We start from the raw sequence: 22721 nt of genomic DNA, 5'->3' as shown, positions 1-22721 counted from the left end.
TTATTTGCGTCTTCGTTTCAAAATTCCATTTTGGTTCTCAATGGCGCATTAGAATCTCATTTGCATAAAAAAGCTTAACAAACTTCAACCATCGGAAACAGTATTTCATCCTTAGGTGCAATTTTATTTTTGCTTTATGTTTCGGTAGATTGAGAAACGTATCCTACTTGCGATCGTTACATTAGCTGTAGCGGTCACGCTAGTGTTCAGTTGAGAAGCTCTAGCACTCATATGGTCTGTCCTTACCCATCTAATTTCGTAGCTTAATAACTTAATTTATAGTGAACAATTTATCTTCTCCTACTTTAGAAGCACTGGAACCTCTTCCTGGCTCGGTACGAGCACCCAAAACCGATGCGAGCGCAAAAATTTCTAAACAAGCCATAAGAACCAGCCTGAAGGCATCCACCATAGATGGCATCTTAGCCAGTATTTTTACTAACATTACTAGTGGTGTTTTGCTGGTAAACTTTCTACTTGAATTAGGGGCAACACCAGTGGAAATTGGTTTGCTGTCTTCAATTCCCATGCTCGTCAACTTTTTACAACCATTAGGAGCATTTATTGCAGACCGTACCAAGAGCCGTCATTGGTATGTGCTAGCCATTTTTGGTCCATCCAGACTGTTATGGCTGACTCTATTGTTAGGGATCGCGTGGGTGGGTTCTTCCAACAACCATCAACATCAGTTGGTTACCTGGACATTAAGTATAATTTTTATCGCTAACGTTTTAGGAGCTTTAGGTTCTTCAGCCTGGTTTAGCTGGATGGCTGCTTTAGTTCCCCAACAATTAAGGGGCAGATATTTTGGTTTTCGCAATAGTACGGCAAGCCTAACAAACCTCTTGTGCGTACCACTGCTTGGATTTGGCATATCCAATTGGCCTGGTGGCACAATTCAAGGTTTTGGTGTGATGTTGTTGTGTGGAGTCGTCGTTGGAATAGCAAGTTTAGTGTGTCAGTTTTGGATGCAAGATGTCAATCCACAAGTCACTCATACTAGAACTTTGCCCGAGCAACAGAAAAACCAACCTAAAAAGGCAAGTATCTTTAAAGATATCAACTTTATCAAATTATTATTGTACTTGGGTTTGTGGACGTTTGCAGTCAACCTGAGCACACCGTTCTTTAATCTTTATATGATGAGAGATTTAGCTTTGGATTTAAGTACGGTTACGCTTTACACCAGTTTAGCAGCTGGCGCAAACTTAATCTTGTTGGTACTGTGGGGGAAGCTAGCTGACAGAATGGGGAATCGTCCGCTTCTACTATTAGTTGGTATTTTGATGGCAGTGACACCAATATTTTGGTTGTTTGCTGGTGCTGATTCAGTTTCTGTATGGATATTGTTACCAACAATCCATTTGCTAACTGGTGGTTCCATAGCAGCAATTGAGTTGTGCAGCAGCAATATTCAAATGTCAGTCGCTCCTTTAGATCGTCCTTCTCAGTATTTTGCCATTGCTGCAGCCGTTGCTGGTGTCAGTGGAGGTTTGGGTTCAACTGTTGGTGGCTTTATAGCTGGGCTAAATATTATTGGGGGTTTACCCGGACTGTTTGCTCTTTCAGCTGTTTTGCGATTAATTGCTCTACTACCTTTGCTTTTTGTTCAAGAACCACGCAGCCAGTCACTTATTGACATTCTGCGAAATGTCTTACCGAATAAGTCGCAACCTACATTGGTTTCAGAAGTCAAAATTTAAACAGCATTTTTCAGGTAAATGAAGTCCATCGGTAGGGGTGCGGCGGTCTTGCGCCCCTACAACAATCTGTACCTTACACTTGTTGCAATCTGCTGTAGATTGCTTGACCAAAAGTTTACGCACATACAACGAGTCATTAAATCTCAAGCCCTAATTTGAGAGATCCAAGTTAATCGCGAGCGGTGGAAAGTTAATTAACCGTCCATTCGATCCGACTGGAGAGCGCCTCATTGATGATGCAATTTTCATTTAAAGTAGAGATAGTTTGCAATACGGTTCAGTTAACAATATCTCATCCTTAAAGAGCCTACCTTAAAAAGGCTACGGTGGTGTACAGATCTCTAGAAAAAATATGAAACACCCGGATAACAGGGAAAGTGGATTCCAATTCCCCCCTTTTTAAGGGGGCTAGGGGGGATTGAGCCTTATCTGAACCATATTGAGATAGTTTGCATACAAGCTAAGGGTGGAATAATACTTAAAATTTTCGTATATTTTGTTATTGAAAAGATGAAGTTACTTTCAATTGAGTAGTTAAAAAATCAAGGATATCTCTTGATTTTTTTGTCAGTAAATTCAGGGAAACCTGAAAATTTCCATTCTTCATCCTTTATCTTTTATACTTTCTTAAGTTAATCAATTTTTAACTTTACCTATACAAAGTTCCATAACTATCCGGAATATGGTCAATCTGTCTTTATTTTTTTCTTCAGTATTTGTGCTGAAAAAAGAAACAACATGACTACAAGTACAAAATTCCGGATTTTAAACACAATAATGTAGATTTAATTGCTTGAGAATTTTTTCGTCATAAATACGATGGTTGTTTTAACTTTTATAAAGCAAAAGTAGAAATATGAATAAATTGTTTTTATAGTTTTGTCATCTTAGCCAATGAGTTATACAAAGAAAAATACTTTAAGAGCAGAAATTTTGGTAGTAGATGATACACCGTCTAATTTAGGATTACTATTTAAAATCCTGGGAAAAAATGGTTATAAAATTAGACCTGTAACAAGCGGTCAAGCAGCGCTTGAAGTAGCCTTAATCTCACCGCCAGACTTGATTTTGCTGGATATTCTTATGCCAGATATGAGTGGATATGAAGTTTGTCAAAAGTTGAAAATAGATCCACAAACTAGAGATATTCCAATTATTTTTCTCAGCGGCTTAAGTGAAGGCTTAGATAAAGCTAAAGCATTTCAGGTTGGAGCAGCAGATTATGTGACCAAACCATTTCAAGTTCAAGAAATTTTGGCACGAGTTAACAATCAAATTATGATTCTTTCTCAAAAACAGCAGTTAGAAAGAGAGATTTTACAGCGCCAACAAACAGAAGCAGCATTGCGATCTCAATACCAGCGCGAGCAAACTCTAAATCGAATGATTCAAGCAATCCGTAATTCTTTAGATTTACCTGCTATCTTTTCTACAACTGTGGCAGCTATCGGTACTTTAGTCGAAGCTCATTGGGTTGGGATCATGCAGTATTCGCCCAACCAAGAAACTTGGGAACTCGTAGAACAATATTTACCTCCAACATTTTCCCTAACTGCACAAAGACAAGAGTTTTTTCCTATAGAAAATTTTTTAGCCGCACAACTCGAACAGTTACAAACCTTTTGTTTGGATAAATTGAATCAAGCAAGTGATAGTTTAAATTTGATCCAACACTATTCCAAAATTTGCTTACCCATTCCTATTTATTTAAACGAGCGGATTTGGGGAAGCCTTTGTATTGTCAGACATCAATCATCTCCTTGGACGGAATCAGACTTACAACTTATTGGAGTTGTCACTGACCAATTGGCGATCGCAATTCAGCAATCACTGCTCTATCAACAACTACAACAAGCAAATAAAGAATTAGAACGCCTTGCTCATTTAGATGGATTAACTCATGTAGCCAATCGTCGCAAATTAGACCAAGCTCTAGAACAAGAATGGCGAAGGCTTCAAAGAGAACAGTTACCTTTATCGTTAATTCTCTGTGATATTGATAATTTTAAAGGCTATAACGATGCACTTGGTCATCTAGCCGGAGACAACTGTTTGCAAACCGTTGCCAGCACGATCGGTCGTTGTATAAAACGTCCTGCTGACTTAGTTGCTCGTTATGGTGGAGATGAATTTGCAATTCTTCTTCCCAACACCACTTTAGCAGGAGCAATGCAAGTAGCGGAACTTGTGCGTGCAGAAATACAACAACTTAAATTACCATCGCCTCAATCCCCGAATGAAGGTTATGTAACATTAAGTTTGGGAGTTAGTTGTTTGATACCAACACCAGATACTCTACCTGAGGAGTTAGTCACAATAGCCGATAGAGCACTTTATCAAGCTAAAAAGCAAGGGCGCGATCGCGCAATAAATTGCAGCCTCCCCATTTCATCTACGTAATTCAGAAGGCAGAAGTACGAGGGCAGAGGGCAGAAGGACCCCTGCCTCAAGACAGGGGATTGAAACAAGGACGCCGTTTTTCCTCGTGCTACGCATCTTGGAAAAACATCTTTTTTTTAGTGGGCGCTACTCCCACAACGCGCATTTTTATTTCAGAGGACAGGAGACAGAATCCCTTCAGCATAGCTGCCTCCAGCAAGGCTGCCTTTCTTTGTAATATCCAGTTAGTTTCTTTGTAGAGACGCTTTCATTCAGCGCGTCTCTACACACAATTAGAAAAATTAACTTTCTGTTAAAGGTTGAACTAAAGTTAAATCCATAGGGCGTTCGGTATCATCTTCACCCAAATACTCTCCGTTTTGAATTTCTAGAATAATCAGTGGAATAGATCCAGGGTTTTCCACCTTGTGAAGCGTTGCAGGAGGTACAAAAGTGGACTCATTACAATTGAGTAATATTTCTTGGTTATTACAAGTAACCTTTGCAATACCTGAAACAACAACCCAATGTTCGCTGCGATGGTAATGAATTTGTGGTTTGATACTGTGCTTGGGTTTAATTTCTACACGGCTAATTCGGTAATATTCTCCTTCTTCTATGACCTCAACTCTACCCCAGTATCTCATACCAGCATGGGAGGAAGACGGATTTACGGTTAATTGAGCAGTGTTTTCAGCCTGAGCCATAATAGTTAAGTCTCTCTACCAGACAACAATCACTATTGTGTAAGGAGCTTGCGTAAGCAGAAGCTTGCGTATCAAAAACTGTAACCACGCGATCGCTCCCTAATTTGTATCTTACGTACTCGTTGCAAAGTTTAGTGTTAATGTTGACGTTCAGCCGAATACGGAAAGGATGTCGTTGGCGATCGCGCGATCGGACCCCCACCTCGAGCCAATGGATCGGTCTGGGAATGCCTTGCTCAAAGAGCAAGCAACCTATTTAAAAATAATTATTATTTTCAAATATTTTTCTGAGTTTGATGTGGGAGAGGAGGATTAGATTGGTAGCGTACAGACAGAAAAAAGGAGAAATGTTACGTTTAATGCTAAAGTAACTTGTCAAAACTGGAGAAAACTGGTGACTTTTAAGCCCGAACAACAGAGTCAAGAACTCATCGAAATAATTGAACAGCAATTGCAAAAAATAGATAAATTTCTAAGTAGTTTTCAAGAAGAGTTCGATATTGAACAATTAACTGATAATTTAAAACTCAGTGAATGTCAAATTAATTATAATAAAGATTCATCAATTATCTATGAAAACTCTGATGATTCCAAGGAGATAGAGTCTTTGCGTGAAGAAGTAGAGTTTTTGCATGAATTGGTGGATAGTCTACAATTACTTCTACTTAATGTTGAGCAGCAGCTACAAGAGGTATCGTCAGAATTGGTGGAGACAAACCGTGAGTTAATGACTGCATTTAGTACACAGTTGTATGCACACTTAAAATTTGAAGATGCTAAGAAACTGGCGTCTACACTTTTAACAAGCAAAAAATCCGCCAGGGCTTCTCTAGCTGAGCTACTGACTGCTATCTATGGTTTAAAAGTTAACCCAGATGAGTTGAGCCAAACAGACAAATTAAGTACAAGAGTAAATTCTTTAAACTATGATGCTCTTCATAAGATGCTTGCTAGGTCAAAGGAACTGAAGGCGCAATCAAAACAACTTCGTGTAACTTATAAAGAGGTGGGAGCACGTTTTATCACCTTCAAAGCTCATTATAAAAAACTTAAAATACAATGGAATAATTTCATACCAATGAAGGGAAAAAATCCCATTGCATAATCCCAATCCCCGATTTCCAATGAAGGGAAATCATTCCACTATAGGAGCGTGGTCAAAAACCTCTCACAGTCAAACAATTTTCACCTGCAATTTAATGTGAGTTCGACGAAAAAAGCTTAGAAAGGTTGCTACATGGGAATTTGAAAAATAGGATGATTTGAAAAAGTGGCAAAAAACCCGCCTGACTTACTATTTCAACCCTTCTAGCACTAAAGTCTGTAATCAGTGATAGAACGTTGCCTGACTTGATAATCTCTTAAAGCTCCCGTAGAAATTAGAGTTCTCCTATTTCTTGTAAAAGAAGAAAGCTGTCTTTTTTGCACAGCCACATACAAAGTACTCTGACTCACACCCAAACGCCTTGCTGCCTCTGCGAGTGAAACACCTTGCTTCTGCATATAATCCTGATTTCCCGGTCATTTAAATGACGACAATTACCTAATTTAATTGGAATGGTTTCTTAAGAAAATTAAAAAAATATAATAGATTGACTGCTAAGTTACGCCCTATCAGCAGGGTCATTGATTTCTTGGAAATCCCCGATCCAAATCTTGTAGGACGGGCATGGATGCCCGCACCACAAAAGAAAATTGGATATTTTTTGATTTAGAAACCCCTTATGGCTCGTGGAGTTGCTCAAAAAAACTGCACGAACTTTTTCCCTCAAAAAATGCACAAAGTCAATACCCGAGTACATAAAGGCAGAAGTCCGCTTGTCAGAGAAGCCATTGTGGTGGCGAGGCAATCGCTCATGGAGGTTTCTTCCCATAAGCGATCGCCGTGCATGGTTCCACAGGCTACAGCAGCTGGCGTGGCGCAAGGCTCGAAAGTTTTGATTGTCAGCTTTTTGTTTATGACTAATGGTTGCTTTATTTACACCAACCTGTATTAGGCTCCGCCTCCGGTTTCAATCGAATTCCGCGAGACAGCGATCGCCTCGCCAACTGCATTCATATGCTTAGGAGGGAACGAAAAAGTACTGATTGAGGGACCCCCGATTAACCAACTGTATTCTTGAAGAAGTGGGGGATCTTGCAGCTCCTGATTAATAAAGGTGACAGACTACGAGTAGCAAATTAAACTTTTGTTAAGTCTAAAGCTCGTTCCGTATCATCCTCACCTAAATACTCCCCATTTTGAATCTCCAAGATAATGAGTGGAATAAACCCTGGATTTTCTACTCGATGCAACGTTGCAGAGGGAACAAAAGTAGATTCATTCCTGTTCAATAAGATTTCTTCATGACCACAGGTAACCTTGGCAATACCTGAAACAACAACCCAATGTTCGCATCGGTGATAGTGAATTTGTTGTTTGATACTGTGTTTGGGCTTGATTTCTATTCGATTGATCCGATAGTTCTTACCTTTTTCAATGACTTCCACTTTGCCCCAGTATCTCGTAATGCATTGTAAGGAACACGAATTGACTTTTATTTGAGGAAGATTCTCATTCCGAGTCATAACTAGTTTCTCAACTAGACTGCTATAACTATTTTTTCATCTAGCCAAAGAAAAAAGCGATTGCACTCAAACATTTGTAACCAAGTTCTTATTTTTGTATAAAAATCTCTCTACCCAAACTTCTCACCCCTGTTCCCGAACCCCTGATTTTCAAGCTAAACTTTCACAAAGTTAAAAATTTCATACATCTTTACCACTGTTTTTAGTCAGATCTAAAATCAAGCTTTCCATGTCAAAAAAATTACTAGAATTCAGAATCTGTTTTCTTGGTGAATCATTTGTTAACGGTACTGGCGATCCCGAACATCTTGGCTGGGCTGGTAGGATATGTGTTAATGCTAGTAAAAAAGGTCACGATATTACCTACTATAATTTAGGGGTGAGGCGCGAAACCAGTACAGAACTAAGAGAACGGTGGTTAAGAGAAGTTTCATATCGTTTACCGAGAGAATACAACGGTAGAGTTGTCTTTTCTTTCGGCGTTAATGATACGGGAATTGAAAACGGTAAACTGCGTGTTGAGGTGGCACAATCTATAGAAAATACCCGTACTATCTTAAGTGAAGCGAAAGAATTATACCCTGTTTTAATGATTGGACCTCCACCTATCGGTGATGAAGAACAAAATGGGAGAAATCAGAGAGTCGCAAATTTATCTAAGCAATTTGCTTTGGTTTGTCAAGAATTAGATGTACCATATTTAGATATTTTTCCTATTTTAGAAAAATCACACATCTGGATAGAAGAGGCAAAAGCTAATGATGGTGCTCATCCTAAAGCTGCGGGTTATGCAGAATTTGCAGCAATTGTGCAAAATTGGAGTGGTTGGTTAAATTGGATATCTTAACAGCGACTGGTTAAAGAAGCAAGCTCATGAAAGATTTTGTAAGCGAAGTTGTTAAATCTCCCATTGTCAAAAGACTAGAGAGTTTAGTGTCTGCATATTCTTTAGTTGGAGATTCCATTTTTTTTGATAAAGAGCAATTTCCTTGGGCTAATAAGCTAGAAACAAATTGGTTAGTAATTCGCAAGGAATTAGAGCAAGTTCTCCAACACACCCATGCGTTGCCAAACTTTCAAGACATTATGCCTCGCCAACAACGCATAAGCCCCGACGATCGCTGGAAGACGTATTATTTTTATGCCTTTGGCTTCACAGCAAAAAAGAATTGCGAACGGTGTCCCGAAACGTGGAAACTATTGCAGCAAATTCCCGGTTTGAAATCAGCATTTTTTTCGATTCTAGCTCCAGGGAAGCATATTCCCGAACACAGAGGCAAGCATAAAGGGTTAATTCGATATCATTTGGGATTGATAGTACCAGAACCAAAATCTGCCTGTCGAATTCGTATTAGCGATCGAATAGCTTACTGGGAAGAGGGAAAAAGCTTGTTATTTGATGATACATTTCCCCATGAAGTGTGGAACGATACAGAAGGATACCGGGTGGTATTATTTCTAGACATTGCCAGACCGCTACGGTTTCCCCTCTCTGCTGTCAATTGGCTTGTGAATCAAATATTGTCTCTATCACCTTTAGTTAGAGAAGCAAAATCCAATCACAATACTTGGGAAAAACAGTTTGAAACGGTAGTTAGTAGGTTGGGTTGAGGAACGAAACCCAACAATAAGGGTTCAATGTTGGATAGAGGTTTGTTGGGTAGAAGAACCAAACCTAACAATAAGGGTTCAATGTTGGATTCAGCAATACCAACCAAGAGGAGCGATTTGGTTGGCATTGCCCACCTTACACAATACATTTGGCGATTTAAAATTTACTTTATATGACCTATGAGCGATCGCTGTTCATGTTTTTTTTGCTTAAGAAACTGAGAAAAGTAATGACTAGCCCTACAACACCTGCTACGTAAAACACGACTGCACCACTGCTTTTCCATACTGGTCCTAAAAAAACGGGGGATAGAAATTGTCCTAATGAAGAAACGCCAGTACCGATCGCCAATATACCAGAACGCTGATTTACTGGGGATAAATCAGATAAGATGCTGTAAAGATTGGGCATAACGATGCCAAATCCCATTCCAAATAAAAGTGCAGTGAACAAAGCTAATTGAACGTGTTCTAGATGGGGAATTGCGATTAATGTCAGCGCCATCAACCCAAACCCCACTCCAATAGCTCGGGTAACTCCCAATTTCTTGGCTAGCAAACTAGCACCGACTGCGGATACGATCGCTGCACCGATAGCTCTAGAAGCGAGAATCGCACCATTGAGGACTGTATTAGCTCCAATGGCAACTTTGAAATAAAGAGGAGCATAAACAATCACGACATAGAACATAGCTGAAGCAAGTCCCAGTCCTAGAAAGAGCATGAGGACACTGGGCTTTAACAGACTTGTAGTGAGATTTTGGGTGTTAGTTAAGTCAAGAGTCTTTGCCTGTTGAAATTTTCTTTTTCGTAAAATTAAACTAGCTGCTAGCGCTACAGGTAGTGCCAAGACGTAAAGACAGAAAGCAAACCGCCAGTGGACAGAGCCTACCCATCCGCCTAAAAGAGGAAAGATGATGCTAGCAGTTGCGAGCGCACTAGTAGCGTAACCCATAACCCGCGATCGCGATTCTCCTTCATACATTCCTCCTAGCAGACCGATACTTGCAGCCGCAATGCCACCATTACTTACACCCAACAGAGCTCGCGTCCAAAGCAAAGAGTCAAAGCTTTGCATTAGACCTCCTGCGGTACCAAACAACCCGTAGCAAACCAGAGAGAAAATCAAGACTCTCAGTTTTCCGATCCGGTCTGCCAAAATACCCAGCACTGGACTGGAGAGGGCTGTCATCAAAGTATGTACGCTGACTAAAGTTCCAGCCCATCCCGGATCGATCCGCAGTTGTTCTACAATTTCTGGAAAAACAGGTGCTACAATACCACCCGTCATGCTAGTGAGACAGCCTGCGGCTAATAGTACTAATAGTGTGGGAGCCTGTTTGGAAAAGGAAATGTTAGTCATCTATGTCTGAGTTACTTAGGTACTAGTTAACATACTAGGATGCAGAAATAGACATATAAAAGACCAAAATAGCTCCCGTTAGCTTCAACTTTTTGGTTTCTGTTGCCACAGAGTATCCCCAGAACAGAATACAGAGACATTCCATAGCATACTATACGGGGGTTGTATGCGATGTACAATTAGTTTTAGAGAAATCGACTCATAAAACTAGTACAACGATCGCGTAAATCGGGCAACCATTAGTAACAGACCAAAAGCTGGCACAAAAGCTTTTACTCCTTCTACCTTCTGTCTCCGTACTTCTGCCTTCATGTACTAGTTTCAGCATAACAAAGCTTTGTAAGGTAAAATCAGCACCTGTGGATAGAGTGAGACAAAGTAATTCTTTCACAAAAAGCTCTGTAATTAACATGACTTTTACAAAACCTCAATGGCAAATTTCTTTTTTTCACTTTTAAGTACCGCAGCCAGACAATCAAAAGCCAATTTTGTAAGAAAAACTCGTCAGATCGGTGCAGTGCAGGAGAATTTTTTACGCAACCTGCTGCTAGCACATCAAGATACTGTACTAGGTCGGGAATACGGGCTCAGAGACATCAAAACTATCGATCGCTTTCGAGAGCAGGTTCCCATTCTACCTTATAGCAGTTATGAACCGTATACTACGCGTATAGCAAAAGGTGAAGCAAACATTCTCACAGCCGAACCCGTTGCTCACCTGATTCAAAGCAGTGGTTCGACTGGAAAAAAGAAACTCGTTCCCGTCACTCGGGAAACTAAGAAATCCTTGGAAAGGGCTTATTGGATTAGCATTGGCTTTTTAAGTGAGGCGCTGTCAGCAAGAGGGCTAAAGTTTGGCAAATTAATGGTAACCAAGTCAGTACAGCTGCAAGGACGTACCGCAGGCGGTATTGAGTATGGGACAGCGGGTGAAGTAAACCTTCGCATGAGTAAGTTGATTTGCAAGCAGCTATTTGCTAACCCTTATGAGACCTTAGAGGTAGCTGATAGCTTAGCCCGTCATTATGTTTGTTTGCTATTCGCCTTGCGAGACGAGTCCATGCGGGGGATGGCGGAAAGCTTTCCCATGCTTATATTGCGGAATTGCAGCTATTTAGAACGCTATGCGGAAGAGTTAATCCGAGATATAGAGACTGGAGCGATCGCAAGTTGGTTAAAAATTGACCCAGAACTGCGAGTAAAGTTAGAGAAGGGATGGTTAGCAAATCCCAAGCGAGCCGCACAATTAAGAGCAATCTGGAAATCCTCTGGACGAATAGTCCCCAAACTTGCTTGGCCCAATTTATCATTTATTATTGCTGCACGTGGAGGAACATCAAACTTTTATTTTGAAAGATTTCCCACCTATTTTGGAGATACACCACAATTTGGCGCGGGTTATTCTACTTCAGAAGCTATTTTTGGTATTTACCACGATACTAATGATGACAGCAGTATCTTAGCAATTGAGACTGGCTTTTTTGAATTTATACCAGAAGACCAGTGGGAAGCAGAGCATCCTAAAACCTTGCTAGCTAATGAGGTAAAAACTGGAGAGCGATATCGCATTCTAGTAACCAATTACAGTGGTTTTTACCGTTACGATATTGGTGACATTGTGGAAGTTCTTGGATTTTACGAACAAACACCCCTGATTGTCTTCCGCTACCGTCAAGGTGGACTGCTTTCTGCAATAAACGAGAAGACAACCGAATTTCACGTGACGCAAGTGATGCAAGCTTTGCAAAGAGATTTCAGCGTAGCTTTAGAAGATTTTTGTATCACCTTGTGCGAAAATGATTTTCCACCTTACTATTTAGTAAACATTGAACTTACCTCCAGTCATACACTCCACAACCCCCAAGCCTTCCTAGCCAGCTTTGACAGCAAGCTAAAAGAAATTCATATTTCCTACGAAGTCAACCGCCGGGATCAAGTACCACCTCCCCGACTCCGAATTTTAGCTCCAGGTAGTTTTGCTACCCTCCGCCAGCGTCAACTACAAAAAGGAATTCCAGATGGTCAACTGAAAGTACCTCATATTAGTGAAAACCGGGCTTTTCTTACTGGTTTACCAGTTCAACACGAGATTAGATTAGCAGAGGATTTAGATAGCAATCAATAATTAATTTTCAAGTGAGATATATAACAATCCTATTTGAGATCCAAACAAGGAAGACAAGGAGGTGATTGTAATTGCAATACTTGTCGATTAAGCCTAACAATGCGAAAACACGTAGGTTGGGGAGCCACTCGCGTGGGGAGAGAAGTTGCGGTGAGTCCAGCCCTGAAAGCAGGTTTACGGCACGAGGGGACTGGCGAACCCGTAAGGGCTTGGGGGTTTCCACGTCAGATGCTTCACTTGGGCAAAGACGACAGGTGCTCCAACGGAGGAAACCTCCGCAACGCACTGTCTCCCCAAGACCGGACTGACTCCCCAATAGCAAACTTCGGAGGGTTCCCCCCCTTGAGCGATGTGGCGTTTGAGGAACGAAACCCAACATTTACAGGTATCTGTTGGGGTTGTCCAACGTACAAAAGTTCGAGAGCCCTTGCAGTATTGTATTCTATTGTTTTTAAGTAATATAGGATTCGGAGCAAAATTATCTAAGTTGAATATTTAGAATTAGTGTCTACATAACCTTCTGATAGGTCACACCCCCAAACAGTTGCAGACGCTTCACCAATATTAAGGCTGACATGGATATTCACTTTATCCTTTGCCATAATTTGTCGCAACTGTTCGAGATTTTCCTCATTTGAACTATTAGGATAAACTTGAATATCATCAAAGCTAATCACAACTTTTTCCTGATTTATTTCGCGATCGCTTTCACATTTCCCCATAGCCATAGCCACTCTTCCCCAATTGGGATCGGCTCCATACACCGCAGTTTTGACTAAAGGCGAGTTTACAATTGCTTTGGCAACTCGTTTAGCTTGTGCGTAATCGATCGCTGAATCTACCGTCACTTCAATAACTTTAGTACCGCCTTCTGCATCTTGCGCCACCATTAAGGTTAACTCACGAGCCAGTTCATATAATGCATGGGAAAATTCATGTTCCCTCACTTCTCCAGCCAAACCATTGGCAAGAATGATAGCAGTATCGCTAGTAGAAGTATCAGTATCTACACTCAGACAATTAAAAGTTTTATCTATAGTGGGTCGAAAAATAGAACGCAGTACATCTGGAGAAATAGCTGCATCTGTAAAAAAGAAAGCAAGCAGCGTTGCCATATTGGGCTCAATCATGCCAACACCTTTGGCAATTCCGACTAGCTTTGCATGCCCAACTTGCCGTGTTACCAACTTAGGTGTCTTATCGGTGGTCATAATAGCGCGAGAAGCTAAATGAAAATCAGCAGGAGTTAATTTGTTTCCTATCCCTGATAATCCTGCTCGAATTTTTTCCATTGGGTATCGTCTCCCAATAACACCTGTAGAAGCTATCAAAATATTATTTGCTGGAACTTCGGTTTCCGCAGACACAAGTTTGATGACTTCTTCTGCATCCGTTTTGCCAACAACACCATTAGCAACGTTGGCATTTTTGGAGATAACAATAATTCCTTGTGCTTTTGAATCTTTTAAGTGTTCGCGGCTAATTGTCACGCTTGGACCAGCAAAAAGACTTTGAGTAAAGACTCCATCAGCAACACTTTCAACATCCGATTTAATAAATAAAAAATCCTCACTAGTATCTCTTATGCCCAAGTTAGTTACAAATGTACTAAATCCTTGAGGTACGGAAGATGCCGTTAATTGCATATTTTTCCTAAGTTAATAATTTATGAAATGTGAGAGAATGTTTTATATTGGTATACCCAATTCTCTCATAAAAGCAGTTAGTTACCTAGGGTTAGATCGCCAGCGTAAGATATGGGATTCTAAAGCGCGAACGCCCCAATCCAGTAAAACGCTAATGAATGCCAAGACTACCAGTATTGCCCAAGCTTTATCAACATTTAAAGTTCCCTGTGCTGCCATTAACAGATAGCCTAACCCCTGAGTTGAACCGATGTACTCAGCTACAAGCGCCCCTACTAAAGCCATCCCCAAACTCGTGCGAATTCCTGCAATAACCCAACTGAGAACTGAAGGCAGTATCACCATGTGCAACATCTGCCATCGATTGGCACCCATGACTTGGAAAGCAGCAACTAACTCGCGATCGATGCTTTGAAGCCCTTGATACGTTGTAAAAAAGATGGGGAAAAAAGCGGCTAAAGCTGCAAGCAAGACTTTGGAGAGCAATCCAATACCAAACCAAATAATGAAAAAGGGAGCTAAGGCAATACGAGGTAGAGAATTAAATACTTGGACATATGGAAGAGTTATCCGCGCTCCTTGCGGAGAGTAAGCTAATACAATTCCCAGACTAATACCACCAGTCATTGCCAGAGCGAGCCCGCTCATTGCTTCTTGAAAGGTGACAAAGATATGTTTAAAGATAGTACCGTTAGAAAATAATTGTCTCACTTCTTGGAGAATAGAGCTTGGCTTGCCGACTAGTGCTGGTTCAATAAACTTGGGTATGCCAAATGCTCCGGCTCCGATTTCCCAAACAAACACGATCGCAACTAGAGGCGTTAGCTGTAAAGCAAGTTGCTGTATACGTTGCGTCCAAGTGATTCTTTTTCGACTAGAACCCGGAAGGTTTGTCTTTTGATGAGTAGAGGAAAGAGGGGATTGTCTGGTACTAATGGTTCTATTGCGGATCGTTCTCATGTTATTTTCATTTATGTTTTAAAGAGTGCGAATCCTCGATCTTGCTGTTCTAATACCTGTGTGGTTAATTCTGACCACATCTCGCGCTGGATTTGTTGAAATTTTGGATCGGTACGAATTGCGATCGCAGAACGTTCCACGGGCAAATCAATCTGAAATTCCTTCACAATTCTGCCAGGGCGGGCGCTTAACAAAAACACTCGTTGCGAAAGCGCGATCGCTTCATCAAGATCGTGAGTGACCAGAACAAAAGTACGTCCCGTATCCCGCCACAATCGGAGGAATTCATCTTGTAACAGAGCACGCGTTTGAGCATCAAGACTGCTGAGAGGTTCGTCAAGTAACACTACATCAGGTTCATATATGAGCGTTCGGATTAGCAACACCCGTTGCTGCATCCCGCCCGATAGTTCTCTGGGAAAACTGTGCTCAAAACCGTTTAATCCATATTTTGCTAGCAATGTCAGGGCTTTTTTTCGTCCTTCAGTCCGAGGTACACCACGGATTTCTAGAGGAGCCGTGACATTATCCAGTACCGTGCGCCAGGGTAGTAAGGTTTGCTTTTGAAATAAGTAACCAATTTGTTTGATATGACTGGTATTGAAAGTCCCTTCTATATGCGTACCGGGACCAATTAACCCCGCGATCGCATTCAGTAACGTGCTTTTTCCGCAGCCACTAGGTCCAATGAGTGTCACAAATTCACCAGCATTGATAGTCAAGCTAATATCTTGCAATGCTTCAATCCGCTTATTCTGGCTCCAATAAGAAATGGAGAGACGTTGGGTATCGATGATAGGGGTTGACATATTTACACTATTCTCCTCAAGCACGACGACCCGAGTAAGTATCAAATACTCCTTGAGAATACGGAACTAATTTTTTAATAATTCCCGTATCTAAAAATACTTTTTGATCTGCAAGATATGCTGTCTGACTGATAGAGGCATTCTTAGGAACGGAGCGCTTGAGTTCGGTACGAAGCCCGGTAAGAATAGCATCTAAGTTGCTATTGTCAAAACGTTTTCCAACCACTTTAATAATTTGTTCGGGTGAGTTTTGATGCATATATGAGAAAGTACGGTTTACTGCTCCAATCAATCTCTTAACTGCATCAGGCTTTTGGGAAGTAATGCGTTCGTGGCTCAGCCAAGCACGAGTCATTGCTTCAGCAGCACCAAAATATTTCTTATGCACGCTGGGATCGAGAGCATTCAGCAGTTGAAAAACCGTTCCTTCCTTAAGTAGTCTGTGCAGGTCGGGAGCGCCAGCAATAGCTGCATCCACTTGACCGCTTTTGAGTAGGGTATAAGTAGAAGTGGTTGTACTTTGAACGTACTCTACATCCTTTTCTGTTAAACCGTTTTGACGCAAATATTTAACCGATACCGCCCAACTCCAAGTACCAATCTCACCGGCTGAAAACCGTTTTCCCTTAAGGTCAGAGACTGCCTTAATTTTAGAACGCAAATCGGAGCGCACGACTAAAGAAGTATCAACAAGATTGCGGCGATTGGCTACGACGTTAAGAGGAACTCCCTTCAGCCGAGAGAAATAAACATGCAAAGGTGCTTGAGCAGCGAAATCAATTTCCCCCGCAATCAGCGCGTCTCGCATTTTTGCTCCACTTTGAAACTGAATCACCTCTGCATTTAAGCCAGCAGCATCGAAAAAACCTAAATCTTCAGGAATCCAAACATCGATGGAGTTAATACCAGTTACTGCTCCCAGTTTGACTTTAATCGTTCCTTGGCTAGCGGCTGGCTGACTGATGCTATCCCAGATCGTTGCAGTTAAAGCTGTTGTTGCTCCCAGGGAAGCATATTTTAAAAAATTTCTGCGCGTGTTCATTAGCTGATTCAAGATTAGGTTGTTTTAGGTTAGTGAAACAGTGCTCGCTCCTTACCTTGAAAGAAGGCAGTTAAAACTATGGGTTCTTCCTAGTTGGATGAACCCATGTTTGCGCTTTTGCTCTATGGCTCGCTCATCAAAGTTTGATAACTCTGTTATCAACAATTTGCTCGAAGCTAGCGTCAGGCTCAATCAGTCCCCAATTCACCATCCAGTTGTAAGTGCGGCGAAAATCTGCTTCAGGGTAGGGTGCTGGGTCTGCATAGCGCAATCGATTGCGGCGGAAGTCCGACGGTTCGAGCTTGACAATATCCTCAGAGACATCGTCGATCAAGTACTGTACGTAGGGGAGCGGATCATCCTGTAAATCCTTCACTGCTCGACGAATTGCCTTATTGATTGCCTCAAAAGTTTCTTTATCCAGTTCGGGGCTGCCAATTTCCAAACCAACGTAGTGTGCTTCGGCAATAATCTTATAGCCCAGTTTTTCTGCTACCGTAATCCACGGCTCCATGACCGCAACTGCATCAACAAGACCGTCACGCAGAGCTACAAAGCGGTTAAAGTGCTTGTCTGCACCGCCGCCCTCGATATGAACCACTTTGATTTCTTCTTTAGAAAGGAAACCTTCAAGAATTTGAATGGCGATGTAGTGGGAGCCATGATGAAAGTTGACACCGATAGGGACGTTAGCTAGGTCTTGTGGGATGTTGTACGGTGAATCAGGTCGCACGACGATCGCCTGACTTGCAATAGCAGCACGCTTAGCTACTACCTGACCTCCACGAGAACTGTCGTAAGTGCGTCGCACCTGTCCCCACTCACAGGCTCGATAGAGGGTGCTCTCGCCCCGTTCAAATAACGATAAAGCACCAAAAGAACTGACCAAACGATGATCGTCGATTAAGGAGATCTCTGGCTTGCGATCGCCAGAGCCACGTTTGATAAACTCGATATCTATGCCTTCGTCGGCAAAGTAACCTTTATCGCGAGCCACGTAGTACGGTAGCGAGAACACCGTCCCGCTAATCTCATTCCTGACTTTCTTGAGTTTAAGAGTTGCGTTACTCATGGTTTATCCCCTTACCCAAAGGATGAGAAGTCTATAAGTATCGCTTATTCTCCGGTATTTACTAGTATTTAGTCAAGTTAATAAATATTTATTTACGGGTTGGAAAAAAATAGAAGAACACACAAAAATTAGATTTTGTCAATTTTTCTCAAATCGTGGAAGCTCAAGGATGGGTAGTTGATATCAGGTAGCTAGTTTATTTTCTGTAAGACTTTTGAGTATCTTAGCCCCCCTTTCGATCCTGCAGTAGTGTACACAAGTCTTCTCGAGTACATTGTTGCTGTTTCGATTGGGGGGTTGGGGGAATCTAACACGCGTGAAAACACGCCCAGTAGTTCTCAGGAATACTAGAAGCCTACACTCACCAAGCGCGGGAGTATAGGTAGTTCATTATGAGTTATGTGTCGCAATTAACGACTAAATAGTTGATAGTTCCTTTATTTGGTTTGCGGTACTGCAAGCGGCGGGATTGTTGGCAACAAACTTTTTAATTGCTACTTTGACCTCAGGTCCTTCGCCGTATACTCTAGAATCATAAATCAGACCATATTCAATGAAGGCTTGAGCTGCTGCAATCAAAGTAGAGATATTATCCTCGGTAGAGTCATCCATATCTTCTGTAACGCTTGTATTGATCTTCTGCTTGAGAGGGTCATCTTTTTGTTGTTCAATCATTTTAAGCAAATACTTATTTTTCCGTTCTGCTTTTTTTCCTATGAGAGAACGAGCTTTTCTATAATCTTCCTCGTTCTTTGGAACATGTTTGTATCGTTCATTCAAATCAAAATCCAGTCGGAGGTAACGTCCTGACTCAAAACCTCCAATAAGGTTTTGGCAGATGGTAGCATTTATTTCACCTGTCGGTTCCATAAATACATCTACAAGTCGTGCAACCCAACCCAATGAAGTCCATTTTTTGATTTGTTCATATTCATATGGGTTTCCACTTTTACCTGTTCCGATAGAAAGTACAGAAATATCCTCTAGTTTGAGATTCTCTAAGTTATATTTCTTCTTCTCCTCCATAGAGAGTTTAGGATGGCGGCTGAGCTTTAAAGCTTGACTGATTGCTGCCAAAGATGGATTATTAGCACAAACCCCACCATCAATGTGGGGGAACGACCAGTCACCAAATGTCTTTTTATCGTATGCTTTTAATTCACGTGGCGGGAAGAAAGTAGGCGCTGATGCGGAACTAATACAGATATCTTTGAGTGGAAGTTCATCATACCAGCGTAAGCCCAAATCGGGATGGAAATTGGTAAAAAAGGTAGTGTTGCGGTAACGCATATCATAGGCAAGAATCAGTAACAGAGGGTGGACAATTTGGCAAATCTTTGTATCACCCAAAGCATCTGGTTTTGAAAGCGCTCGATCCAGCCCATCGTGGGAATATTTGGGTGAGAATATATTTTTGATCTTTCGCCAAGTTTTTCCCAATTTTGTTTTCGAGTAAGGAAAGATTTGCGCGGCATTGTCTTGGTATAGTTTAAGAAGGTCTTCTGTGGTTAAGCCTTTCGCCAGTCCTGCAGCAATAATCGAACCAGTGGAAGTCCCAGCAATCATGTCAAAGTACTGGTGTAACTCTAAGCCGTAAGTATCTCTAATATTACGTTCCACCTCTTGTAGCATCTGTACCGAAGCTATACCACGGATTCCACCACCATCTAAGCTCAGAATTTTGAAGGTCATAGTCCAACAACCATTAAAACTTGCAGTTCTATAGTTCCCAGTAACTGGTAACAAATTAACGTGCTTAAAAGAAAATAATAAAGATTGAAAATACTCCCCCTAAGTATGGTGATTCTCCACGCTTTTTCGTTTTTAAGAGAGATTGATACGAGCGGGGAATCATTTATGCGTATTCATCATCTTAATTGCGGTTGTATGTGTCCGATTGGCGGAGCGCTTTTTGATGGTTTTAGTCGCGGGCTCACAGCCAGTCTTGTTTGTCACTGCTTGCTTGTCGAAACGGATCGGGGACTTGTTCTTATCGATACTGGCTTCGGTCAGCGCGATATTCAAGCACCATTATCAAGACTCAGCCCGTTCTTCATGAATTTGAACCGCATTCAGTTTAAAGAAAAATACACGGCGATCGCAGCTATTGAGCAACTTGGCTTTCACGCCCGCGATGTGCGCCACATAGTGCTGACTCACCTTGATTTCGACCATGCGGGTGGGTTGGAAGATTTTCCAGAAGCTACGGTGCATGTGATGCTTCCCGAGATTGAAGCAGCGCGAGAACGCCGAGGCTTTATTGCATCGCAGCGCTATTGTCCCGGTCAGTGGGATGAAGTCAAACAATGGAGGTATTATTCGGCAAAAGGGGAACCTTGGTTTGGTTTTGATGCAGTACGCGACCTTGATGGGCTACCACCAGAGATTCTTCTCATTCCCCTAGCAGGTCACACGCAAGGTCATGCTGGTATTGCTATCAAAACATCCGAAGGTTGGCTTTTACATGCAGGAGATGCCTACTTTTATCGAGATGAAATGAGAAACCCCAAACCACAATGCACGCCCGGTTTGCGTGCTTATCAATGGTTAATGGAGGTAGACCGTAAGGCTCGACTTGACAATCAAAAACGGTTGCGAGCATTATCTCTCGATCGCAGTAGTAACGTGCGTCTCTTTTGCAGTCACGATGCTATTGAGTTAAAAGCTTTTACCGAGCGAACTAATTCGCAATTGCAGGAAAATTATTCGCGCTGAACAGCTTAATGTTGTACGAACATTTTTATATTCAGGAATGGATTGACACTCCCATGGCTATCAAAACATTGCTAAGCTTGTTTTGATGATATCAAGCCATGGGATTCTTGTTTCACAGAGATTGCAATGAATTTCCCCTCGGTAATGACGCAAGTTGAGAACCCAGTTTTCTATCTTCAACTCTGTAATACTGTATCATTCACCACAATCCACCAAAATTTCTCATTCGCATAAAATGAGTAACGCTACTGCATTGGAGCCTGTAGTCTAGTTTTTGTCAGGATAAATTCTCTAAGAAGTACTTACAGCCATTTTTAAAGAACGCACTGGTGGGGGCGCAAATCATTGCACCCTCACAAACCGTGTGATTTAGTTAGGTGAAAATGCTGTTAAAAAGTATTTCTGCTAATGACTTAAAACCTTTCAAATCACTAGCAATACAGGAGTGTCCGTGTATGTTTGAGTTTGATGGTACAGAGCACATACTAAATACAGGTTTAGGTCTGACTGCTAGCACGCAAACTTATGAGAATTTCGCAGGTCTGTCTGGCTCTAATGATGTAAACCGATTGAGTTTTGGTAGTTGTTACAGCTCTAATTTAATGCTCGACAGTTTCTCAATAGATGAATATACACCATTGATTGAAAGCTCCAATTCTAATGTTTTAGTTAACAGAGGTGAAGATATCACAGGCTCTAAATTTAATAGTGTAGAGCCTAGATATACTCAAATGACTTGGGATACTCGTTTATCGCCTCAACCTAGCAATGAGTTTGGTTTGACAAGTTATTTTACTCAACTTAATAATGATTTTGGTAACAGTAATAGCTCTACTCAAACCACTGATTGGTTTAGTCAAAATTTGAGCGATCCACAATTGATAACAAAAGCAAGAGCGCTAGCTGCTGACAATCAATTCAGTCGCAACGATATGATAGAAATTTTCCGCAATGCTAAAGATGATAATGTCATTAATGCTATTGAATTGAAAGACTTACGGGTACTTGTAAGCAATGCCGATCGCTTTAATATGCCAGACTATGTTCGTGTTCTGTCTGATAAGGTTGTCAATACTAACGTTGCTAACACAAAATATCAAGGTCAAAATCTTGACAATTTATTTGCTGGTAGCACGGGTAACCAAATGGAAAAGCTTATCGGTAAGTGGTTTTTGGGTAGCGATCGCCCAACAATTCCTGTAAATTACACTTACCAACAAGCGAGTGGTTTTTTATTCCAAAATGGCGTGAGTTATCAGGATGTGAACCAAGGTGGGCTTGCTAACTGCTACTTTATGGCTGGTTTAGCAGAAGTTGCTTTACATTCACCTAGTAAAATTCAGAGTATGTTTACAGACAATGGTGACAGTACATACACCGTGCGCTTTTATAAAAATGGAGTTGCTGACTATGTAACGGTAGATAAGTTTTTACCAATAACTTCATCGGGGACTTTTGCTTATGCTCAACAAACCAAGTCTAATGGTGGTTACTATAATGATTCATCTAATGAATTATGGGTGGCTCTAGCAGAAAAAGCTTATGCTCAAATCAACGAGTCTGGATGGATCGAGCAAAGTAATACTAATTCCTATCTAGGTATTGAGTATGGCGCAGATAACAAAGTAGTGACTCACGTTACGGGACGTAATACAAGTTCTAGTTCTTTAGACTTCAACTCTATGGTTAATGCTTACAAAACGGGTAACCTTATGGGTGTAAGTTCTTATGTTTCTGGAGTTGCATCTAATATTGTTCCCAATCACGTGTATGTTGTCACAAATTACGACTCTTTGACTCAAAAGTTTACCCTCTACAACCCTTGGGGAATGAATGGAGGTTACTATGAAGGTAAATTTAAGCCTGGTACTGTACAACTTTCTTTTAATGAGTTAAAAGCTAGTTTTGCAAGTTGGAGTTACACAACTTAAGAGCAAGCTTCTGTTATGAAGGGTGCATCCCGTTTTTGCAAATTCCGTCAGAATAGAATTCTGGGGCTATACAAACCAAGCCCGCGCAGG

At 41.3% G+C, this 22721-nt stretch carries 21 protein-coding genes; 10 read left to right on the top strand and 11 right to left on the bottom strand.

The window, feature by feature from the left end; all coding sequences use genetic code 11:
* The first annotated feature begins 281 nt into the window (after positions 1 to 281).
* A complete protein-coding gene (locus AB0756_RS33315) occupies positions 282 to 1703 on the top strand; it encodes an MFS transporter (RefSeq protein ID WP_038078160.1) in 1422 nt (473 codons plus the stop codon).
* An 894-nt stretch (positions 1704 to 2597) separates the two neighbouring features.
* Positions 2598 to 4103, top strand: a complete 1506-nt coding sequence (locus tag AB0756_RS33310; RefSeq protein WP_038078163.1) for a GGDEF domain-containing response regulator — start codon at positions 2598 to 2600, stop codon at positions 4101 to 4103.
* Positions 4104 to 4384: 281 nt separating this feature from the next.
* On the opposite strand, the gene AB0756_RS33305 is transcribed toward AB0756_RS33310, so the two are convergent.
* A complete protein-coding gene (locus AB0756_RS33305) occupies positions 4385 to 4789 on the bottom strand; it encodes a phosphomannose isomerase type II C-terminal cupin domain (RefSeq protein ID WP_050045338.1) in 405 nt (134 codons plus the stop codon).
* A gap of 394 nt (positions 4790 to 5183) precedes the next feature.
* Between AB0756_RS33305 and AB0756_RS33300 the strand changes: the two genes are divergently transcribed.
* The gene (locus AB0756_RS33300; RefSeq protein WP_038078165.1) at positions 5184 to 5894 is read left to right on the top strand and encodes a hypothetical protein; all 711 of its coding nucleotides are present in this window, start codon (positions 5184 to 5186) and stop codon (positions 5892 to 5894) included.
* Positions 5895 to 6103: 209 nt separating this feature from the next.
* On the opposite strand, the gene AB0756_RS33295 is transcribed toward AB0756_RS33300, so the two are convergent.
* Positions 6104 to 6292: a helix-turn-helix domain-containing protein gene (locus AB0756_RS33295; protein WP_050045339.1), complete on the bottom strand. Its 189-nt coding sequence runs from the start codon at positions 6290 to 6292 to the stop codon at positions 6104 to 6106.
* A gap of 221 nt (positions 6293 to 6513) precedes the next feature.
* Between AB0756_RS33295 and AB0756_RS33290 the strand changes: the two genes are divergently transcribed.
* Entirely contained in the window at positions 6514 to 6786 is a 273-nt protein-coding gene (locus AB0756_RS33290; RefSeq protein ID WP_038078166.1) for a hypothetical protein, read from the top strand.
* A gap of 184 nt (positions 6787 to 6970) precedes the next feature.
* On the opposite strand, the gene AB0756_RS33285 is transcribed toward AB0756_RS33290, so the two are convergent.
* Positions 6971 to 7357, bottom strand: a complete 387-nt coding sequence (locus AB0756_RS33285) for a cupin domain-containing protein (RefSeq protein WP_050045340.1) — start codon at positions 7355 to 7357, stop codon at positions 6971 to 6973.
* A gap of 229 nt (positions 7358 to 7586) precedes the next feature.
* Here AB0756_RS33285 and AB0756_RS33280 point away from each other — a divergent pair, with 229 nt between their 5' ends.
* Together AB0756_RS33280 and AB0756_RS33275 are read left to right on the top strand one after the other, a co-directional pair.
* Entirely contained in the window at positions 7587 to 8204 is a 618-nt protein-coding gene (locus AB0756_RS33280; RefSeq protein ID WP_038078169.1) for a GDSL-type esterase/lipase family protein, read from the top strand.
* 26 nt (positions 8205 to 8230) lie between these two features.
* On the top strand, positions 8231 to 8968 hold the full coding sequence (locus AB0756_RS33275; protein WP_038078170.1) for an aspartyl/asparaginyl beta-hydroxylase domain-containing protein: 738 nt from the start codon (positions 8231 to 8233) through the stop codon (positions 8966 to 8968).
* A gap of 178 nt (positions 8969 to 9146) precedes the next feature.
* On the opposite strand, the gene AB0756_RS33270 is transcribed toward AB0756_RS33275, so the two are convergent.
* Positions 9147 to 10331 carry an MFS transporter gene (locus AB0756_RS33270; protein ID WP_038078174.1) on the bottom strand — a complete coding sequence of 395 codons (1185 nt, stop codon included), beginning with the start codon at positions 10329 to 10331 and terminating at the stop codon, positions 9147 to 9149.
* Between the two features lie 199 nt (positions 10332 to 10530).
* Entirely contained in the window at positions 10531 to 10743 is a 213-nt protein-coding gene (locus AB0756_RS33265) for a hypothetical protein (RefSeq protein ID WP_050045341.1), read from the bottom strand.
* An 18-nt stretch (positions 10744 to 10761) separates the two neighbouring features.
* Between AB0756_RS33265 and AB0756_RS33260 the strand changes: the two genes are divergently transcribed.
* The gene (locus tag AB0756_RS33260) at positions 10762 to 12456 is read left to right on the top strand and encodes a GH3 auxin-responsive promoter family protein (RefSeq protein WP_050045342.1); all 1695 of its coding nucleotides are present in this window, start codon (positions 10762 to 10764) and stop codon (positions 12454 to 12456) included.
* 99 nt (positions 12457 to 12555) lie between these two features.
* Positions 12556 to 12915, top strand: coding sequence for a hypothetical protein (locus AB0756_RS33255; RefSeq protein WP_038119357.1), 360 nt, complete (start codon positions 12556 to 12558; stop codon positions 12913 to 12915).
* A 23-nt stretch (positions 12916 to 12938) separates the two neighbouring features.
* Here AB0756_RS33255 and argJ read toward each other — a convergent pair whose 3' ends face one another.
* The 6 genes from argJ to AB0756_RS33225 all read right to left on the bottom strand — a co-directional run bounded on the left by argJ (position 12939) and on the right by AB0756_RS33225 (position 19677).
* On the bottom strand, positions 12939 to 14102 hold the full coding sequence (gene argJ, locus AB0756_RS33250) for a bifunctional glutamate N-acetyltransferase/amino-acid acetyltransferase ArgJ (protein ID WP_050045343.1): 1164 nt from the start codon (positions 14100 to 14102) through the stop codon (positions 12939 to 12941).
* Positions 14103 to 14183: 81 nt separating this feature from the next.
* Entirely contained in the window at positions 14184 to 15062 is an 879-nt protein-coding gene (locus tag AB0756_RS33245) for an ABC transporter permease (protein WP_050045344.1), read from the bottom strand.
* 11 nt (positions 15063 to 15073) lie between these two features.
* Entirely contained in the window at positions 15074 to 15871 is a 798-nt protein-coding gene (locus tag AB0756_RS33240) for an ABC transporter ATP-binding protein (protein ID WP_038092839.1), read from the bottom strand.
* Between the two features lie 16 nt (positions 15872 to 15887).
* Positions 15888 to 16913 (bottom strand): ABC transporter substrate-binding protein, encoded by a 1026-nt coding sequence (locus AB0756_RS33235; protein WP_038092842.1) that lies wholly within the window; start codon positions 16911 to 16913, stop codon positions 15888 to 15890.
* 136 nt (positions 16914 to 17049) lie between these two features.
* Positions 17050 to 17985 carry an ABC transporter substrate-binding protein gene (locus AB0756_RS33230; RefSeq protein ID WP_038092844.1) on the bottom strand — a complete coding sequence of 312 codons (936 nt, stop codon included), beginning with the start codon at positions 17983 to 17985 and terminating at the stop codon, positions 17050 to 17052.
* Between the two features lie 417 nt (positions 17986 to 18402).
* Positions 18403 to 19677, bottom strand: coding sequence for a patatin-like phospholipase family protein (locus AB0756_RS33225; protein ID WP_050045345.1), 1275 nt, complete (start codon positions 19675 to 19677; stop codon positions 18403 to 18405).
* A 165-nt stretch (positions 19678 to 19842) separates the two neighbouring features.
* Here AB0756_RS33225 and AB0756_RS33220 point away from each other — a divergent pair, with 165 nt between their 5' ends.
* Positions 19843 to 20700: an MBL fold metallo-hydrolase gene (locus AB0756_RS33220; protein WP_038092874.1), complete on the top strand. Its 858-nt coding sequence runs from the start codon at positions 19843 to 19845 to the stop codon at positions 20698 to 20700.
* A 383-nt stretch (positions 20701 to 21083) separates the two neighbouring features.
* Positions 21084 to 22631 carry a C2 family cysteine protease gene (locus AB0756_RS33215; RefSeq protein WP_408019905.1) on the top strand — a complete coding sequence of 516 codons (1548 nt, stop codon included), beginning with the start codon at positions 21084 to 21086 and terminating at the stop codon, positions 22629 to 22631.
* Positions 22632 to 22721: the final 90 nt, after the last annotated feature.

Source organism: Tolypothrix campylonemoides VB511288_2 (assembly GCF_045999855.1).
In the GTDB taxonomy this organism is placed as follows: domain Bacteria; phylum Cyanobacteriota; class Cyanobacteriia; order Cyanobacteriales; family Nostocaceae; genus Scytonema; species Scytonema bouteillei_A.
Note: the sequence above shows the minus strand (reverse complement) of the source record. Positions and strands in the feature narration are given on the sequence as shown.

Coding starts and splice junctions, on each gene's coding strand:
- AB0756_RS33230 (WP_038092844.1), bottom strand. CDS start 17,985: ATGAGTAACGCAACTCTTAAACTCAAGAAAGTCAGGAATGAGATTAGC.
- AB0756_RS33260 (WP_050045342.1), top strand. CDS start 10,762: ATGGCAAATTTCTTTTTTTCACTTTTAAGTACCGCAGCCAGACAATCA.
- AB0756_RS33285 (WP_050045340.1), bottom strand. CDS start 7,357: ATGACTCGGAATGAGAATCTTCCTCAAATAAAAGTCAATTCGTGTTCC.
- AB0756_RS33310 (WP_038078163.1), top strand. CDS start 2,598: ATGAGTTATACAAAGAAAAATACTTTAAGAGCAGAAATTTTGGTAGTA.
- AB0756_RS33235 (WP_038092842.1), bottom strand. CDS start 16,913: ATGAACACGCGCAGAAATTTTTTAAAATATGCTTCCCTGGGAGCAACA.
- AB0756_RS33290 (WP_038078166.1), top strand. CDS start 6,514: ATGGCTCGTGGAGTTGCTCAAAAAAACTGCACGAACTTTTTCCCTCAA.
- AB0756_RS33240 (WP_038092839.1), bottom strand. CDS start 15,871: ATGTCAACCCCTATCATCGATACCCAACGTCTCTCCATTTCTTATTGG.
- AB0756_RS33280 (WP_038078169.1), top strand. CDS start 7,587: ATGTCAAAAAAATTACTAGAATTCAGAATCTGTTTTCTTGGTGAATCA.
- AB0756_RS33255 (WP_038119357.1), top strand. CDS start 12,556: ATGCGAAAACACGTAGGTTGGGGAGCCACTCGCGTGGGGAGAGAAGTT.
- AB0756_RS33275 (WP_038078170.1), top strand. CDS start 8,231: ATGAAAGATTTTGTAAGCGAAGTTGTTAAATCTCCCATTGTCAAAAGA.
- AB0756_RS33215 (WP_408019905.1), top strand. CDS start 21,084: ATGCTGTTAAAAAGTATTTCTGCTAATGACTTAAAACCTTTCAAATCA.
- AB0756_RS33220 (WP_038092874.1), top strand. CDS start 19,843: ATGCGTATTCATCATCTTAATTGCGGTTGTATGTGTCCGATTGGCGGA.
- AB0756_RS33265 (WP_050045341.1), bottom strand. CDS start 10,743: ATGTTAATTACAGAGCTTTTTGTGAAAGAATTACTTTGTCTCACTCTA.
- AB0756_RS33305 (WP_050045338.1), bottom strand. CDS start 4,789: ATGGCTCAGGCTGAAAACACTGCTCAATTAACCGTAAATCCGTCTTCC.
- argJ (WP_050045343.1), bottom strand. CDS start 14,102: ATGCAATTAACGGCATCTTCCGTACCTCAAGGATTTAGTACATTTGTA.
- AB0756_RS33245 (WP_050045344.1), bottom strand. CDS start 15,062: ATGAGAACGATCCGCAATAGAACCATTAGTACCAGACAATCCCCTCTT.
- AB0756_RS33270 (WP_038078174.1), bottom strand. CDS start 10,331: ATGACTAACATTTCCTTTTCCAAACAGGCTCCCACACTATTAGTACTA.
- AB0756_RS33225 (WP_050045345.1), bottom strand. CDS start 19,677: ATGACCTTCAAAATTCTGAGCTTAGATGGTGGTGGAATCCGTGGTATA.
- AB0756_RS33295 (WP_050045339.1), bottom strand. CDS start 6,292: ATGCAGAAGCAAGGTGTTTCACTCGCAGAGGCAGCAAGGCGTTTGGGT.